This window comes from Streptomyces sp. Isolate_45 (assembly GCF_024721315.2).
GTDB lineage: Bacteria > Actinomycetota > Actinomycetes > Streptomycetales > Streptomycetaceae > Streptomyces.
In genome coordinates, this window is the sequence record NZ_JANFAK020000022.1 from 1 (window position 1) to 17,656 (window position 17,656).

The following is a 17,656-nucleotide window of genomic DNA, read 5'->3' on the forward strand; positions in this document are numbered from 1 at the left end:
TTTTTAATTAAACGGCGACCACCTATATCTACACTTGCTGGAACAGTCTTGCCGTACACGACGCTCTTCCGATGTGGTCAGGGCCCGGCGGGCGGCGGGGCCCGCCACCCGGCCGGCCGGCCCGGGGCGAACGGTGACCCCGGGGAGTTCACCGAGCCGGAAGCGGGCCCGCACGAGTCCACCCCGCCGGCCGGGCGCGACGGCTCGGCCCGCGACGTCGGCCGGGCCCCGGGGCGGGCGGCCGCTCACACCGGGCCGCCGACGGGGAGCGGGGCCGCCGGGGCGGGATCCAGGGGTGACCACAGGTCCTCGGGGGTCAGGTCGGCCGGCCGGTACTGACCGACGGCGCTGATCAGCAGCCGGGCCTCAAGGGCGAGGGCGTCCACCAGCCGGACCAGGCCCTCGCGAGGGTCCTCGTCCACCGCGAGCAGGGCCGCCCGGCCGAGTCCCACCGCCGTCGCGCCCAGTGCCAGGGCCCGCACGGCGCGGCCGCCCTCCCACATCCGACCCGACGCCAACAGGTGGGCCCCGGAGGGGCGTTCGATCCTGCGCAGGCACTCCCCGAGGGGCAGCCCGGCCCGGTCCAGGAACACCCTCGGCGCCCAGCCGGTGCCGCCCTCGGCGCCGTCGACGGTGACCGCGTCGGCGCCCGCCGCCCAGGCCGTCGTGGCGGCCCGGGCGATGTCACGGCCCGGGTGGAACTTCACCCAGGTCCGGGCCAGCGGGAAGTTGTTCCGCATGAACCGCAGCTGCTGGCGCAGGATCTCCTCGGTGAAGGTCCCGGGGGTCGCGGACCGCAGCCGGCGCCCGGCGGGCTCGCCCAGCAGGTCCCGCACGGCGAACCGCCCGGCCAGCCGCTCGGCCTCGGCCGCGTCGACCACCGTCATCCCGCCGAGCCCCGGCTTCGCGCCCTGGCCGGTCTTCAGCTCGAAGCCGAGCCGCCCGGAGTCCCGCAGGGGGCGGGAGCCCGGATCGCTGTAGAGGAGGTTCCACACCTCGGAGTCGGCGTCCTCGGTGGACTGCTGCACCACCACCCCGCCGACCCCGTCCGCGAGGTCTTCCGCGTACGCCGTGACCCGCTCCAGCAGCGCCGAGCGGCTGCCGTAGCCGTGCACCGGAACCATGTTCTCGCCGATCACCATCGGGATGCCGAGTCGTGCGGCCTGCCGGGCCGCGGCCACGCCGAGGTCCCCGCTGCCCGCCCGGGTGGAGCCGAACGCCGAGAGGTAGAGGGGCAGTCGTGAGGCGAAGCCGCCCACGGGGGTGCGCAGGTCCACGTCCTCGTACGAGGGCTCCCGGCCCAGGTCGATCAGCTTCTCCAGCCGCCTCGGCATGAACACCGGCGGGGCGAGGCGCAGCGAGTCCAGCCAGTCGCCGCCCTGCCCGTCGGGTGCCGGGCCCGCACCGGACCCGTCCCGGCCGTGCGGTTCGGGCGCGGCACCGAACAACCGTGTCCCGTAGCCGTCGGCGGCGGGGAAGACCTCGGCCGTCCCCGCCCGCGCCCGGGCCCGTACGGCCTCCGCCGGGAACCCGGCCGCCTCCAACGCGGCGCTCACGGGGCGATCACCCCCGGCAGCTTCGGGTAGGCGCTGACCTGCCACAGGGCGTCCAGGCCGGTCAGGAACCGGACGAGGCGCTGGAGGCCCATCCCGAAGCCGGCGCTGCCCTCGATGCCCTCGCGGGCCAGTTCCAGGTACCAGGCGTACTTGGCCGGGTTCTCGCCGCTCTCCCGCATCCGGGTCACGATCGTCGCGTAGTCGTTCTCCCGCTCGCTGCCGCTGACCAGCTCGCCGAACCCGCCGTGCGCGATCAGGTCGAAGTTCCTCAGGACGCCGGGGTGTTCGCGGTCCTCGCGGTCGTAGAACCCGCGCGAACCCTTCGGGTAGTCGTTGACGAAGAACGGTCGGTCGGCCTCCAGGGAGAGGATCCGTTCGCCCGCCCAATCGATCTCCGCGTCCGGGCTCTGGGCGTGGCCCCGGGCCAGCAGCCTCGCCACGGCCTCCGCGTGCGTCAAGGAGTCGAACTTCCCCTGCCGCAGCTCCGCGAACTCCAGCTCGTCCCGCCCGAGTTCGCGCAACACGTGCGGGAGCGTCGCCCACACGTGACGCACCACGTGCGTCAGCAGCCCGGCCGCGAGCTCCTGGGCGTCGCGCCGGGTGCCGGCCGCCAGTTCCACGTCGATCTGGTGGAACTCCACCAGGTGCCGGCCCGTGGACGCGGTCTCCGGCGGCTCCACCCGGACGTTCGGGGCGATGTAGAACAGCCGGGGGAAGCCCTTGAGCGAGGCCTGCTTGTAGAGGATCGCGCTCGTCATCAACTTGTACGGCTGCCCGTAGTAGTCCACGTCGAGGGCCTTCGCGCCGCGTCCGCCCGGATCGGTCACCGGGCCGATCAGCGGCGGCAGCAACTCCACGAAGTCCTCACCGCGCAGGAACTCCCTTGCCGCGTGCAGGACTTCCTGCTGCACCAGCATCGCGGAGCGCAGTTCCGGCGAACGCAGGTGCTCACCGAGCGGGGGAGGGGTCCGAAGCTCCATGTCGACTCCTGTCGGTCTGTGGGTCATTGGTCGGTGGGTGGGAGGCCGGGTGGCCTGGTGGCCGGGTGGCCGGGTGGCCGGGTGGTCGGATGGCCGGGTGGGTCGGGCCCTGCGGGCCCGCCGCCCGGGGCCCGTTCACTCCCCGTCGTCCGGTGCGTCGTAGCGCAGGGCCACCCCGTGCACGGCGGCGAGCAGTCCGTCCGAGGTCATGGCCGGGGCGGAAACCCCCGCGCGGGGGGCCGTACGGGCGGCCGCCGGCATCGAGCCCGTCTCGGACCAGCGCAGCCGGCCGCCCGCGTCGACGAAACTGCGCGATCGGCCCGCGTTGTCCGGGTGCAGGCAGTACGGGACGTCCAGCACGCCCCGCGCGAACGCGGTCCGCAGCGCGCGTCCGAGGTCCTCGTCCAGCTCCAGCACCGCTTCCACGAAGGCCCGGGCCTCCCGGTACACCTCGCTGTCGGCGCCGGCGGCGTCGTCGGTGGCGCCGTCACCGGGGGCCGACGGCCCACCGCCCGGGGAGTCCGGGCGTTCCTGCAGCGCCGCCGTCGCCGCGGCCGTCTCCAGCGCCCGTACGTTCTCCAGCACCGTCGGGATCCGGTACGCCTCGGCGGCCGTCTTCACGATCAGCCGCTGCGCCCCGGACCGTACGGCGAGCCGCGCCGAGGCCTCCAGCAGCCGGGTGGCGCCCCGGGCCGTCCGCGGGAAGACCCCCATGTACGTGTAGAGCACCACGTGCCGGTCCACCCCGGCGGGCAGGAACTCCCCGGCGAGTCGGCGCAGCGCCCGGACGGCCTCCGCGTCCTGCGCGGGGTCGGTCTGTTGGGCGTAGCTGAGGGAGACGCTGCGGATGCCGTGGCGGACGAAGAACATCCCCTCCAGCAGGCTCAGCGCCACCAGCAGCCCGGGAGGGCAGAGCTGCCCGAGCATGCAGCCCCCGAAGCTCTCCAGGTGCGGTACCCGGGGCGCGGGTGCCAGCGCGGCCAGGAGTTCGCAGCAACGGGCCCAGTTCTCCACGGACTCGGCGAGGGGGGTGCGGCCGTAGGGCAGGCAGTACGAGACCGGTCCCCCCTCGGTGGCGTCGAGTCCGGCGGCCGCCAGAGCCCGCACGATGGCCTCGGGCCGTGAGGAGCCGTGCCGGACCTGGACGGGGAACCCCGGGCCGGCCAGCCCGTCCAGCAGGGACCGGGTCAGTTCGACGGGGTGGGTGGTGATCGGGTAGCCGTTGAGGGCGCTGCCCTCGGCCACGGCGGCCCGCGCCGCGGCGACGTCCCCGACCCGGGTGTAGCTGTCGATGGTGAGGGTGCCGACGGTGGTGGCGACGGCGCCCTTCGTGCGTTCCAGCCCGGCCCGCATCCGGCGCGGGTCGCCGAACCCCATGCGGGGCTGCACGACGAGCTGTCCGGCGGCGGCGGCGCGGGCCACGAAGCCCCCGAAGGAGGCGTCGGGTTCCGGGGCGCCCGGCTCCCGCTGCACCCCGGGGGCCAGCAGGGCGGCGCCGCCGGTCATGCCACGGCCCGCGGGACGGACCGGCCGACGGTGAGCGTGGTGAGGTAGTCCCGCAGCGCGGCCACGTTCCCGTCGTCGAAGACGGCGTCACAACCGGCGTCGAGGAGGCGACCGCGCTGCTCGGGGTCCGCCACCCCGGCGACGCCCAGTTTGCCGCCGATGACGACCGGCAGGGTCAGACCGGCCCGCCGCACGGCCCGCACGGCGCCCAACCCGTCGCGGTAGCCGTGACCGTTGACGCTGCTGATCACCAGGAGGTCCGGCCGGGCCGGCCCGTCGGTGGCGCAGGCTCCGGTCAGCAGGTCGTCCGGGACGCAGGGGCCGAGGTTGTCAACCCGGTGCCCGAGCTCCTCCAGGAACAGCTGGAGGTAGACCAGGTTCCAAGTGTGGGAATCCGATGCCGTACCGCTCAGCAGGATGTCCATATTCCGTCGTCGCATACCGAGAATATAGAAAGCGACCGGACCGCCGAGGGGAAGTTGTGGCGGCAGTATCGGGGAATTCCGGCCGGGTGCCGGCGGCGCGGGCACGGGCCGGCGGGGCAAAGGGAAATGGTCGTGCCCCGCGGTGCGGGGCACGACCATTTCGGTCCGGGAATCGGGTGCGCGATTTCGTTCAGGAGTACTGGGCGACCAGGCTCCGGGGGCGGATGTCGGTCCAGCTCCGCTCCACGTAGGCGAGTGCGTCCGCCCGGGACCCCTCGCCCCACACGATCTCCCAGCCGCCCGGGACCTCGGCGAACACCGGCCACAGGGCGTGCTGCCCCTCGGCGTTGACCACGACGCGGAAGGTGCCCTCGGTGTCGTCGAAAGGATTGGTCATGACAGACTCCTCAATTTCTCGGAAAGGATACGGCCGATCATCGCAAGTGGTTCCGGTTCGCCCATCCTGGTGTGCGGAACACCGATCAGATGGTTCTCCACCCGGCCCTCCACATAGGGAATCCAATGCTGGGCGAGGGTGTTTTCGGTTTCCCCGTCCTCCAGGGCCGCCAGGAACAGGAGATCGGTGGCGACCGGGCGCGGGGCGTACAGGTTCATGATTTCGGCGTGGTTGATGGAGGCGCCGATCACCGAGCGGATCTCCGCGTCGGAGAAGGCACCGAGGACCGGGTCCTTCAGTCGGACCAGCCCGATGAGCGCGTCCACGTCGAAGGGGGCGTCCTCGGGCTCGTCGGTGGCGTCGCCGACGAGCATGTCCCGCTTCTGCGCCGGCGTCATCCGGCGCCGCTCGGGCTCCGTCGGCAGCAGGTGCACGTCCATCATGACCAGCAGGTCGGTGCGTTCCCCCAACTCGGCGAGGTGCACCGCCAGCGCGTGGGCGACCGTGCCGCCGAAGGACCAGCCGAGGAAGCGGTACGGCCCGTGCGGCTGGATCCCGCGGATCAGCGGCAGGTAGTCGTCCACCATCTCCTCGACGGACCCGGGGGAGTGCCCCAGCTCGCTCAGCGCCCGCGCCTGGACCGCGTACAGCGGCTGGTCGGGCCCGAGGTGGCGGGCCAGACCGGCGTACGGCCAGCCGACGCCCGTCCCCGGGTGGAGGCAGAACAGCGGCCGCTCCGCGCCCCGGGTGCTCAGCGGCAGCAACACCCCCATCGGGTCGAAGCCGGAGGGTTCGTCACCGAGGAGACCGGCGACCGTCGGCGTACGGAACAGGTCCCGGACCCCGAGCTCCAGGCCGAGGACGGTCCGCATCCGGCTCACCAGCCGCACCCCGAGCAGCGAATGACCCCCCAGGGCGAAGAAGTTGTCGTCGATGCCGACCCGTTCCAGACCCAGCACCTCGGCGAACAGGGAGCACAACACCTCCTCGCGCGGGGTACGGGCCGCCCGCCCGCCGCCCCGCACGGCCGGCGCGGGCGCCGGCAGGGCCGCCCGGTCGGGCTTGCCGTTGACGGTGAGCGGGATCGCGTCGAGCAGCACCGCCGCCGAGGGCACCATGTGCTCGGGCAGCTCGTCGGCCGCCCAGCGCAGCAGCCCCGGCCCGGTCAGGGTGTGCCCGGCGCGGGGCACGGCGTACGCCACGAGCCGCTTGCCGCCGGGACCGTCCTCGCGGACCGCGACGGCGACCTGCCCGACGCCCGGGTGCCGGGCGAGGGTCTCCTCGATCTCGCCGGGCTCGATGCGGAACCCGCGCAGTTTGACCTGGCCGTCGGCCCGCCCGATGAAGCGCAGTTCGCCGCCGGGCGTCCAGTGCGCCAGGTCGCCCGTGCGGTACATGCGGCTGCCGTCCGCCGCGAACGGGTCCGGAAGGAACCGTTCGGCCGTCAGCCCCGGCCGGCCGACGTAACCGCGGGCCACCTGGCTGCCGGACAGGTACAGCTCGCCGGGGACCCCGACGGGCACCGGGCGCAGCCGCCCGTCCAGTACGTGGGCGCGGGTGTTGTCGAGGGCCGCGCCCAGGTACACGCCGCGGACCTCCCGCTCGGTGAGCGGGAACCGTTGTCGGTGCGAGGCGAAGGTGGTCTCGGTCGGCCCGTAGGAGTGGACGAGCACCGTGTCGGGGCAGTGTTCCAGCACGCGCTGGAGCGCGCTCGGGGAGGCCACGTCCCCTCCGGTCCACACCTCGTCGAGGAGCTTGAGGGTGTCGAGGCCCTCGTCCGCCATGATGTGGAACAGGCCCATCGTGAAGTAGGCGGCGGTGACCTCGTTGCCGCGGATCGCCCGGTCCAGCTCCGCGACGTCGGTACCGTCCCCGGGCGCGATCACCAGTTGCCCGCCGTTCAGCAGCGGCACCCACAGCTCGTAGGTCGAGGCGTCGAAGCCGATCGCCGAATGGACCAGCATCCGACGGTGGTTGGCCAGGTCCCAGCAGCGGTCGGTGACCAGGTCCACCACGTTGCGGTGGGTGACCCCGACGCCCTTGGGGCGGCCCGTGGAGCCCGAGGTGAACATCACGTACATCAACGCGTCCTCGCCGACCGGCACGCCCGGATCCGTCGTCGGATGGCCCGACACCGGTGTGTCCACCGACAACACACGCACGCCGGCGGCGAGTTGTGCGCGCACGGCCGGTAGGTCGGCCTGGGCCTCACCGACGAGCAACACCCGCGCGCCCACGTCCTCCATGACCATGTCCACCCGCGCCTCGGGCAGCCGCGGGTCCAGCGGTACGTACGCGGCCCCGCACTTGAGCACCGCCAGCGCCGCGACCAGCAGGTGCGGGGTGCGCTCCAACAGCAGCCCCACCGCACCGTCCCGGCCCACGCCCGCCTCGATCAGCCGGTGGGCCAGCACGTTGGCGCGCGCGTCGAGCTCGTCGTACCGCAGGCTCTCCTCCCCGTACGAGACGGCGGTCCGCCGCGGCGTGCGCCGGGCCTGCGCCGCGAACCGCTCGTGCACCAGCCCGCACGCCGCCCGGGGAGCGGCCGTGTCGTTGTACTCGACGACCAGCCGGTGCTCCTCCTCGGCGGACAGCAGCCGTACGTCCCCGATCCGCTGCTCCGGGTCCCGGGCCACGGCCCGCAGCGTCCGCGCCACGTGCCCGGCCAGCACGCCCGCCGTGGGCCCGTCGTACAGGTCCGTGGCGTACTCCAGCACGCCGTCGAGTCCGCCCGGAGCGCCGTCCGCGTCCCGTGTCTCGCGCAGCGACAGCGTGAGGTCGAACTTGGTGAACCCGGAGGCCGTGCCGACCGCGGTCCCGGCCAGGGCCGTCGCGCGGGGCGGGCCCGCCTCGGCCGGCTGGACCTGGACGACCGCCTGGACCAGGGGGTGGTGTGCGGTGGACCGTACCGGGTTCAGCTGCTCGACGACCAGGTCGAAGGGCAGCTCGGCGTGGGCGTACGCCGCGTAGGCGGTGTCCCGGACCCGGCCGAGCAGCTCGGTGAACCGGGGGTCTCCGGAGGTGTCGCAGCGCAGGGCGAGCGTGTTGACGAAGAAGCCGACCAGGTCGTCGAGGGCCTCGTCGTCGCGACCGGCCACGACCGTGCCCAGCGGCAGGTCGGTGCCGGCGCCGTGCCGGGTGAGGGTGGCCGCGAAGGCCGCCTGCACCACCGTGAACAAGGTGGCCCCGTGCTCCAGGGCCAGGCGTTCCAGCCGGGCGTGCGTGGCGGCGTCCACGGCCAGCGGGGCCGCCGCGCCCCGGTGCGAGGCTTCGGCGGGGCGGGTCCGGGCGCCGGTGAGCTCCAGGACGGGCGGCGCGTCGGCGAGGGTCTCCTTCCAGAAGGCGACGTGTTCGGCGGCGGCCTCGCCGTCCAGTGCGGCACGCTCCCACAGGGTGTAGTCGGCGTACTGCACCGGCAGCGGCTCCCAGTCGGGGGCGCTCCCGACCAGTCGGGCCTCGTAGGCCGTGGTCAGGTCGTCGAGCAGCGGCCCGGCGGACCAGCCGTCGGCGGCGATGTGGTGGACCAGTACCACCAGGACCTGACCGGTCCCGCAGTTGATCAGCGTGGCCCGGAAGGGCAGTTCGGCCGCCAGGTCGAAGACGTGACCGGCCGCCGCGTCGACGGCCGCCTCCAGCGCGTGGTGCGGCGGGTCGTGCGGTCCGGGTGCCGGACCGTCCCCCGGTACGGTCACCCGCTCCAGCACCGGCCGGGCCCCCGCGCGCACCCGCTGGTACGGCTGCCCGTCCACCGCCGGGTACACGGTCCGCAGCACCTCGTGCCGCTGCGCGACGTCGGCCAGCGCCTCGGTGAGGGCCGCGGGCTCCAGCGGCCGGTCCGGCCGCAGTACGAACGGGATGTTGTACGAGCGGCTCGGCCCCTCCAACTGGTCCACGAACCACAGCCGGCGCTGCGCGTACGACAGCGGGATCCGCTCGGGACGGAGCTCGGGCGGCACGGCGGTCGGCGCGGGCCGGGCGGCGGGCCGGTCCTGCCGGGCGGGGTGCGGGGCCGGCCCGCTCCCGTCCGCCGGGCCCGAACCGTTCGCCTGACCCGTCCCGTCCGGTGGGCCGGCCTGCGCGTCCGGGTCGGCGAGGAGCCGTCGCGCGAGGCCGGCGGGTGTCGGGTCGAGGAACAGGTCGCGGATCCGCGCCTGCACCCCGAGCGTCGCGCGGATGCGGTTCACCAGGCGGATCCCCATCATCGAATGGCCGCCCTCCGAGAAGAAGTTGGCGTCCGGGGCCACGGGCCCGGGGAGTCCGATGACCTCGCCGAACAGCGTGCACAGCAGCTCCTCGGCGGGGGAGTGCGTGGCGGGGGCGGCGGTTTCCGCGGCCCGCTCCACGGGCGGCCGCTCCCGGAGCCCGGCCAGGAGCGCCTCCTCCTCGGGCGTCGGCAGCGGGCGGGCGCCCGGCCGGGCGTCGGGGTCGGCGGCGGCCCGCGCGAGGGCCCGTACGAACAGGTCCAGCAGCAGCTGCGCGGTCTCCGGGTCGAACAGGTCCACCGCGTACTGCCACCACACCTCCAGCCCGCCGTCCGCGCGTTCCACGCAGGAGGCGCTGAGGTCGAACTTGGCCACCTCCAGACCCGGTTCGACGAACCGGCCCGACAACGGGCCGCCGTCCGCCGCCCCCGCGGCCCCGGCGGCTTCCGCGTCGGTGGCCTCCTGCGCGGTCAGCATCACCTGGAAGAACGGGTTGACGGCCGACGTCCGCTCCGGTCGCAGGTGCTCCACCAGCAGGTCGAAGGGCAACTCCTGGTGCGCGTAAGCGGCCAGGTCCGCCTCCCTCGCCCGGTCCACCAGCTCCGCGTACGAGGCGTCGCCCGAGACGTCGGTGCGCAGGACCAGGGTGTTCACGAAGAAGCCGACCAGGTCGTTCAGGGCCTCGTCGGCCCGGCCCGCCACCGGGGTGCCGATGGCGATGTCGGTTCCGGCGCCGGCCGACGCCAGGGCCAGCGCGAGGGCGGGCTGCACCACCATGAGCAGGCTGGCGCCGCGTTCCCCGGCCAGCGCCACCAGCCGCCGGTGCGCCTCCGCGTCCAGACGGGCGACGAGCGTCGCACCCCCGCCGCCGGGCTCGGCGGGTCGGGGCCGGTCCGTCGGCAGGTCCAGTACGCCCGGCATGCCGGCCAGGGCGGCCCGCCAGTGCTCCACCAGGCCCCCGGGCTCCTCCAGCAGCTCCCGCTGCCACAGGGTGTAGTCGGCGTACTGCACCGGGAGCGGCTCCCGGTCGGGCGCGGACCCGGCCAGCCGGGCCGTGTACGCCTCGCCCAGGTCGCGCAGCAGCGGGCCCACCGACCAGCCGTCGGTGGCGATGTGATGGGTCAGCAACGCCAGGGTCGCCGATCCGTCGCCCGGTACGAACAGGGCCGCGCGGAGCGGGAGCTGAGTCGCCAGGTCGAAGGTGGTCGCGGTGAACCCGGCCACCAGGTCGGCCAGTTCACCCGCCGCGCACGGCCGCACGGTCAGCTCCACCGGCGGGGAGGGAAGCACGTGCTGGTACGGCTCCGAGTCCACGGTCGGGTACACCGTCCGCAGCACCTCGTGCCGTTCCACCACGTCGGCGAGGGCCGCGGCGAGGACGGCCCGGTCCGGGACGGCGTCCAGGCGCAGTACCACCGGCAGGTTGTAGGTCGCCGAGGGTCCCTCCAGCGAGGCCAGGAACCACAGCCTGCGCTGCGCGTACGACAGCGGTACCCGCTCCTCGGCGGGCAGCACCACCCCGTCGAACACCTCTCTGGGGGTGGGCAGTTCCGGAACCGACGTGCCCCGCAGCGCCTTGCGGTCGATCTTCCCGGAGGAGGTCCGGGGCAGCGACTCCACCAGCGTCACCGTGCCCGGCACGGCCGCTGCCGGCAACTGGGCCCGGACCCGCTCGCGGAGCTCCCGCGCCTCCACCCCGCCGTCGGCGACCACGTACGCCGCCAGCAGCCGCACCCCGTCCGCCGTCTCCCGCGCCACCACGGCCGCCTCGCGCACCCCGGGGTGCGCGGTCAGCACCGACTCCACGGACGCCGGGTCCACCCGGTGCCCGTTGATCTTCACCTCGTCGTCCGCCCGCCCCCGGAACCCCAGCAGGCCGTCCGGCCGTACGTGGACCAGGTCCCCGGTGCGGTACGCGCGTTCCGTGCCCAGCGTCGTGAACCGCTCCCGGGTCAACTCCGGTCGGCCCAGATAGCCCTCGGCGAGGCCGCCGCCCAGCAGCCACAGCTCCCCGTCGACCACGGCCGCGCGCACCCCGGGCAGCGGCGCGCCGATCGGCACCGGACCGCCCGCGTACCGGGACAGGTCGGCGACGGTCGCCACGACGGTGGCCTCGGTCGGCCCGTACGTGTTCAACAGCCGGACCCGCTCCGGATCCACCGCCGCGCACCACTGCGCGACCCGCTCGGGGAGCGCGGCCTCACCGCCGATGACCACCGTCCGCAGGCTCCGGGGCAGTTCGGCGATCCCGGTGGACAGGGCGTGGGCCAGTTCGTGCCAGTACGCGGTCGGCAGGTCGAGGACCGTCACCCCGTGCGCGGCGCAGCCGGCGAGGAGTCCGGGGACGTCGAGCATGTCCTCGTCGCGCAGTACGAGCGCGGCGCCCGACCCCAGGGTCAGGAAGACCTCCTCGACGCTCGCGTCGAAGTGCAGCGGGGCGAACTGCAGCACCCGGTCCCCGGGGACGATCCCGTACCGGACGCTCGCCCCCGCCACGAACCCGGCCAGCGCCCCGTGCCCGACGACCACGCCGTTCGGGGTGCCCGTCGACCCGGAGGTGTGGATCACGTAGGCGGTCCCCTCGGGGACCCGGGCGCCCGGAAGGGTGAACTCGCCATCGGCGAGCTCCAATTCGCGCCCCGTGCAATCGGCGAGGATCGCCGCGTTCCGGGCGGCCGGGGCCGCGGGATCCAGCGGCAGGTAGCCGGCGCCGGTCCGCAGGGCGGCGAGCAGCCCCACGACCGCGTCGATGCCCCGGGGCCGGTGGACGGCCACCAGCCGACCCGGACCGGCCCCGCCGGCGGCCAGCTCGTCGGCGCGCACGGCCACCGCCAACGCCAACTGTCCGTACGTCATGCGCCGCTCGCCGTGCACCAGCGCGGTCCGCTCGGGGTCCTGAGCGGCGATCCGGTCGAGTACGCCGGGTGCCGGACTGATCGCCGGGCCGCCGTCCAGGACGGCGGAGGCGGTGGGGGCGGTCGAGGGCATCGCGGGGCCTCCAGGCGAGGGGATCGGGAGCGGTAGCGGACTCCGTGCCCCCACGCTAGGCACCCCCGACCTCCCCGGAAGGCAGTCGCTCCGGCAGCTCCCTACGCCGCCGGCTGCCGCCCCCGACTGCCGCCGCGCGCCGGTCGGGCGGCCGGGCCGGACCGGAACGCCACCGACCCGGGAACGCGTGGTGGCCGCCCGCGGTCACGGGCGGCCACGACACGGGACACGGAGGACCGACGGCCCGGACGGGCCGGATCGGCCCGGTCCCTCAGCTCCGCACCCGGCTCCCCGCGTGCGTGCGGCGGCGCAGGGCGGGTGCGGGCGCCGCCGGGGCGGGGGACGTCGTGGCCAGGAGGCTCGCGAGGCGGCCCGGGGTGGGGTGGCGGAAGACGTCGCGGAGGGTGAGCTCGTGGCCCAGCTCCGCGCGGACCCGGTTCACCAGGCGTACGGCGAGCAGGGAGTGGCCGCCGGCCTTGAAGAAGTTGTCGTCCGGTCCGACCTGCCGTTCCAGGACCTCCGCGAAGAGCCGCAGCAGCGCGGCGGCCCGCGCCCCGACGGCCGGGTCCTCGGCGGTGGCCGCCGTGCCCGCCGTGCCCTCCGCGTCGGCGCCCCTGCCGGGGCCCGTCGCGCCGGCCGGCTCGCCCGGGACCCGTACCGCCGCCGGGACCTCGTACTCCGGCAGGCGTTCCGCCGCCCAGGCCTGGAGCTCGGCCTCCGTCACCGTCCCACCGGCCGCGGTGACCTCCGCGAGGAGCCGGCCGTCCGCCACCCGGGCCCGCGCCCCGCCGACCTCCGGATGCGCCGAGAGGACCGCCTCGACCCGGGCCAGGTCGATCGGGTAACCCCCGACGAGCGGACGCGGAGCCCGCCGGTCCGCCGGGGCCGCGAGGCTCGACACCCGCCGTTCCGGATCGGCCGCGAACAGCTCCAGCGCCGACACCAGCAGCGCCGCGAGCCGGCCCGCGCCCGAGGGCTCGTACAGGTCCGTGGCGTACTCCAGCACCCCGGACAGCCCGCCCCCGTCCCGCTCGGTGAGGGCGAAGGTGAGGTCCGACTTCGCGGTCCGCGCGGCGAACGACCGTTCCGTGCCCGCGAGCGGACCCGCCGGTGGACCGGCCGGCGCCGGGTTCACCTGGAGCATCACCTGGACCAGCGGGTGATGGGCCGAGGAGCGGTGCGGGTTGAGGGCCTCCACCAGCAGGTCGAAGGGCAGGTCCTGGTGCGCGTACGCCGCCAGGTCCGCCTCCCGGACCCGGTCCACCAGGTCCCCGAACCTCGGATCGCCCGACACGTCGGTGCGCAGCACCAGGGTGTTCACGAAGAAGCCGACCAGGCCGGACAGGGCGTCGTCGCCGCGGCCCGCGACCGTCGTGCCGACCGCGAGGTCGTCGCCCGCCCCGGTTCGGGCCAGCGCGGCGGCCAGGGCCGCCTGCACCACCATGAACAGGGTGGCCCCCCGGGCGTGCGCGATCCGCAGCAGCCGCCGGTGCGTGTCCGCGTCCACGGTGAACCCGGTGACCGCGCCGCGCCCCGAGGGGACGGCGGGCCGGGGCCGCTGCGTCGGCAGGTCGATCAGCGGCGGCAGCCCCGCCAGCGCCGTGCGCCAGTGCCCGGTCGCGGTTCCGGCGTCGAGGCCGGCCCGCTCCCACAGCGTGTAGTCGGCGTACTGCACCGGCAGCGGCTCCCAGTCGGGCGCGGTTGCGGCCAGCCGGGCCTCGTAGGCGGCGGCCAGGTCCGCGAGGAGCGGTCCCGTGGACCAGCCGTCGGCCGCGATGTGGTGCAGGAGCAGCACCAGGGTCTGCGGTCCGTCGCCGTCGGGGAGGAACAGGCGGGCCCGCAGCGGCAGGTCACGCGTCAGGTCGAAGACCTCCGCGGCCGCCTCGTCCACGGCCGCCGCGAGGTCCGCCGGGCGCGCCAGCTCCAACTGGGGCCGCGCCCCCTCCAGGATCCGCTGGTACGGCTCACCGCCCTCCGCCCCGTACACCGTGCGCAGCACCTCGTGCCGCGCCGCCACATCGGCCAGCGCCCCGGCGAGCGCCGCCGGGTCCAGCGGCCGATCCAACTCCCGTACCAGCGCGATGTTGTAGGTCGCGGACGGGCCCTCCAGCTGGTCCACGAACCACAGGCGGCGCTGCGCGTACGACAACGGCAGCCGCTCCGGCCGGTCCGCGAGGGCGACCGGCGCGAGTCGAGCCGGGCCGCCCGCGGCGGCGTCGCCGAGGCGCCGGTGCAGGGCCGCCGGGGTCGGCGCGAGGAACAGGTCGCGGATCCCGGCCTCGACGCCGAGGACCGTACGGATCCGGTTCATCAGCCGGCTGGCCAGCAGGGAATGCCCGCCCGACTTGAAGAAGTTGGCGTCCGCCGCCATCCGTTCGCGGCCCAGTACCTGCGCGAACAGCCCGCAGAGGATCTCCTCCCGGGGGGACGACACCCGGCCCGGGCCGCCCGCGCCGCGGGCTGCGGCCCCGGCCTCCCGCAGGTCCCGTTCGTGCCGTTCCAGCGCGGCCCGCCGCTCCTCCAGGGCCTGCCGCTCCGGCTCCCGCAGCAGCTCCAGCGCGCCGAGCCGCCTCCCGGGGTTCCGCCCGAAGGCGCGCAGGGCCCGCACGAACAGGTCCAGCAGCAGTCGGGCCGTGTCCTCCTCGTACAGGTCGCCCGCGTACTGCACCAGGACGTCCAGCCCGCCCGGTCCGCCGTCGGGGGCGCGCCGCTCCGCACAGTGGAAGGACAGGTCGAACCGGGCCGCGCCCAGATCGGTGCTACCCGCCCGGCCGGTGATCCCGCCGAGCTGCACCCGGCCCGCATCGGCCTGCCCGACGGTCAGCATCACCTGGAAGAAGGGGTGCTCGCCCAACGCCCTTCGCCGTCCGGCCAGTTGCTCCACCAGCACGTCGAACGGCAGGTCCTGGTGGTCGAAGGCCGCCAGGTCCGCGTCGCGGACCCGATCGACCAGCTCCGACGCCGACGGATCGCCCGACAGGTCGGTGCGCAGCACCAGGGAGTTCACGAAGCAGCCCACGAGGTCGTGGAGGTCCTCGTCGGAACGGCCCGCCGCCGGGGTCCCGATCGCCAGGTCCTCACCCGCCCCCGCGGCGGACAGCGCGGCGGCCAGGGCCGAGCGGACCACCATGAACAGGCTGGCCCGCCGCTCCCGGGCCAGCGATGCCAGCGCCCGGTGCGCGTCCTCCTCCAGGGCCGCCGACACCGTCGCGGCCCGCCCCGACGGTTCGGCCGGCCGCGGCCGGTCGGCGGGCAGCGCGGTCCGCTCGGGCAGTCCCTCCAGGGCCGCCCTCCAGTGCGCCAGCAGAGCCGCCGGCTCCGCCAGCAACTCCCGTTGCCACAGGGCGTAGTCGGCGTACTGGACCGGCAGGGCCCGCCAGGTCGGCGCCCGCCCCGCGCCGCGCGCCCCGTACGCCTCGGCCAGGTCCCGCAGCAGCGGCGCCAGGGACCAGCCGTCGGTGGCGATGTGGTGGAGCAGCAGCACCAGCACCGAGGTGCCGTCCCCGGGCCGCAGCAGCCGGGCCCGCACGGGAACCCGCGCCGCCAGGTCGAAGGACTCCCGGCCGAAGCCCGCGACGAGGCCCTCCAACGCATCCGGCGCGCAATCGTCCACCTCCAGCAGCTCCCCGGGCGCCTCCAGCACCCGCTGGTACGGCTGCCCGTCCTCCTCCCCGTACACGGTGCGCAGCACCTCGTGCCGAGCCAGTACGTCGCCCAGCGCGGCCCCCAGCGCCGCCGCCCCGGGAACTCCCTCCAGCCGCAGCACCAGTGGCGCGTTGTACGTCGCCGACGGGCCCTCGATCCGGCCCAGCAGCCACAGCGAACGCTGCGCCGCGGACAGCGGGAGCCGCTCCGGCCGCTTCCCGACCGGTACCGCCACCAGCGCGGGGCGGGCGGCGGCGGCCCCGACGCGCCCGGCCAGCCGCCGGTGCAGCGCGGCCGGTGTCGGGGCGAGGAACAGGTCGCGGATGCCCGCCTCGACGCCGAGCGCGCCCCGGATCCGGTTGACGAGTTTGCTCGCGAGCAGCGAATGGCCGCCGCTGCGGAAGAAGTTGGCGTCGGCGTCGAGCCCGGGCCGGCCGAGCACCTCGGCGAACAGCCCGCACAGGATTTCCTCCCGGGGCGCCAGTGCCTCCCGACGCGCCCCGGCGGCGGCCACCGGGGCGGGCGCCGCGGCGGTGGTCCGCGGCCGTCCTGCCAGCGCCCGCGCCTCCTCGGACGTCGCCGGCCCCAGCTCGCGGAGCCGCGCGTCGGGGGTCCACCCGAAGGCGTCGAGCGTCCGCACGAAAAGTTCCAGCAGCAGCCGGGCCGTGTCCTCGTCGAAGAGGTCACCCGCGTACTGCAGGGCGACATCGATGCCGTCCGGCCGCCCGTCCGGGGTGTGCCGCTGGGCGCAGTACCAGGTCAGGTCGAACTTCGCCGTGCCCAGGCCGACAGCGGCGAGCCGACCGACGAGGCCCCCGCCCAGGTCCACCGGCGCGGAGCCGGCCGCATCCGCCTCCACGGTCAACATCGTCTGGAAGAAGGGGTGGTGGCCCAGCGCCCGCTCCGGGCTCAGCTTCTCCACCAGCAGGTCGAAGGGGAGTTCCTGGTGCTCGTACGCGGCCAGGTCCGCGTCCCGGACCCGGTCCACCAGCTCCGCGGCGGACGGGTCGCCCGACAGATCGGTGCGCAGCGGCAGCGAGTTGACGAAGAAGCCGACGAGTTCGCGCAGGTCCTCCTCGGGGCGGCCCGCGACGGGCGTGCCGATCACCACGTCCTCACCCGCCCCCGCCGCCGACAGGGCCGCCGCGAGGGCCGCCCGCACCACCATCGTCGCCGTCGCGCGCCGGGCACGGGCCAGCGCGAGGAGCGCGCCGTGCGCCGGAGCGTCGAGCCGACCGGTCACCGTGCCGCCGCGCCCCGACGGCTCGGCCGGACGGGACCGGTCCGCGGGCAGGGTGAGGACCGGCGGAGCGCCCTTCAGGGCGTCCCGCCAGTAGGCCAGCTGCTCCCCGGCCGCACCGTCGGGGTCCTCGGGGTCGCCGAGCGCCTCGTGCTGCCACAGCGCGTAGTCGGCGTACTGGACGGGCAGCGGCTCCCAGTCGGGGGCCCGCCCGGCCAGCCGGGCCCGGTGGGCCCGCGCGAGGTCCCGCAGCAGCGGCCGCACGGACCAGCCGTCGGTCGCCACGTGGTGGATCAGCAGGACCAGCACCCCGACGCCGTCACCGGAGCGGAACAGCCGTGCGCGCAGGGGTGGTTGGCAGGTGACGTCGAACGTCTCCCGGACGAAGGCGGCGACCCGCGCGTCCCGTGCGCCGTCCGCGCAGTCCTCGACGGCCAGCCGGGGCACGTCGGCCGCCGCCAGCACCAGCTGGTACGGCTCCGCGTCCGCGCCGGCGGGCAGCACCGTGCGCAGCACCTCGTGCCGCTCCACGACGTCGGCCAGGGCGTCGGCCAGCGCGTCGACCGGCGGCCCGGCCGGCGAACCGACCGGCGCGTCGGCGGCCGGGTCGGCGTCCAGGTGCAGGACGACCGGCGCGTTGTAGGCGGCGGACGGGCCGTGCAGCCGGCCCAGGAACCACAGCCGGCGCTGCGCGTACGACAACGGGATCACGGTCAT

At 75.4% G+C, this 17,656-nt stretch carries 7 protein-coding genes; all 7 read right to left on the bottom strand.

The features are described from left to right. Nucleotides 1–245 precede the first annotated feature (245 nt). Nucleotides 246–1,556, bottom strand: coding sequence for a glutamate synthase-related protein (locus NOD94_RS10095; RefSeq protein ID WP_281205463.1), 1,311 nt, complete (start codon nucleotides 1,554–1,556; stop codon nucleotides 246–248). Next, nucleotides 1,553–2,536 carry an asparagine synthetase A gene (locus NOD94_RS10100; RefSeq protein WP_281205464.1) on the bottom strand — a complete coding sequence of 328 codons (984 nt, stop codon included), beginning with the start codon at nucleotides 2,534–2,536 and terminating at the stop codon, nucleotides 1,553–1,555. Before NOD94_RS10100 ends, NOD94_RS10095 begins: the two co-directional genes overlap by 4 nt. A 135-nt stretch (nucleotides 2,537–2,671) precedes the next feature. Next, complete coding sequence (locus NOD94_RS10105) at nucleotides 2,672–4,042, bottom strand: methylaspartate mutase (protein ID WP_281205465.1); 1,371 nt, start codon at nucleotides 4,040–4,042, stop codon at nucleotides 2,672–2,674. Next, a complete protein-coding gene (locus tag NOD94_RS10110) occupies nucleotides 4,039–4,467 on the bottom strand; it encodes a methylaspartate mutase (protein WP_281205493.1) in 429 nt (142 codons plus the stop codon). The genes NOD94_RS10105 and NOD94_RS10110 overlap by 4 nt, the downstream gene beginning before the upstream one ends. A gap of 190 nt (nucleotides 4,468–4,657) precedes the next feature. Next, entirely contained in the window at nucleotides 4,658–4,864 is a 207-nt protein-coding gene (locus NOD94_RS10115; protein ID WP_281205466.1) for an MbtH family protein, read from the bottom strand. Then, a complete protein-coding gene (locus NOD94_RS10120) occupies nucleotides 4,861–12,054 on the bottom strand; it encodes a non-ribosomal peptide synthetase (protein ID WP_281205467.1) in 7,194 nt (2,397 codons plus the stop codon). The genes NOD94_RS10115 and NOD94_RS10120 overlap by 4 nt, the downstream gene beginning before the upstream one ends. Nucleotides 12,055–12,325: 271 nt before the next feature. After that, nucleotides 12,326–17,656, bottom strand: coding sequence for a condensation domain-containing protein (locus NOD94_RS10125; RefSeq protein WP_281205468.1), 5,331 nt, complete (start codon nucleotides 17,654–17,656; stop codon nucleotides 12,326–12,328).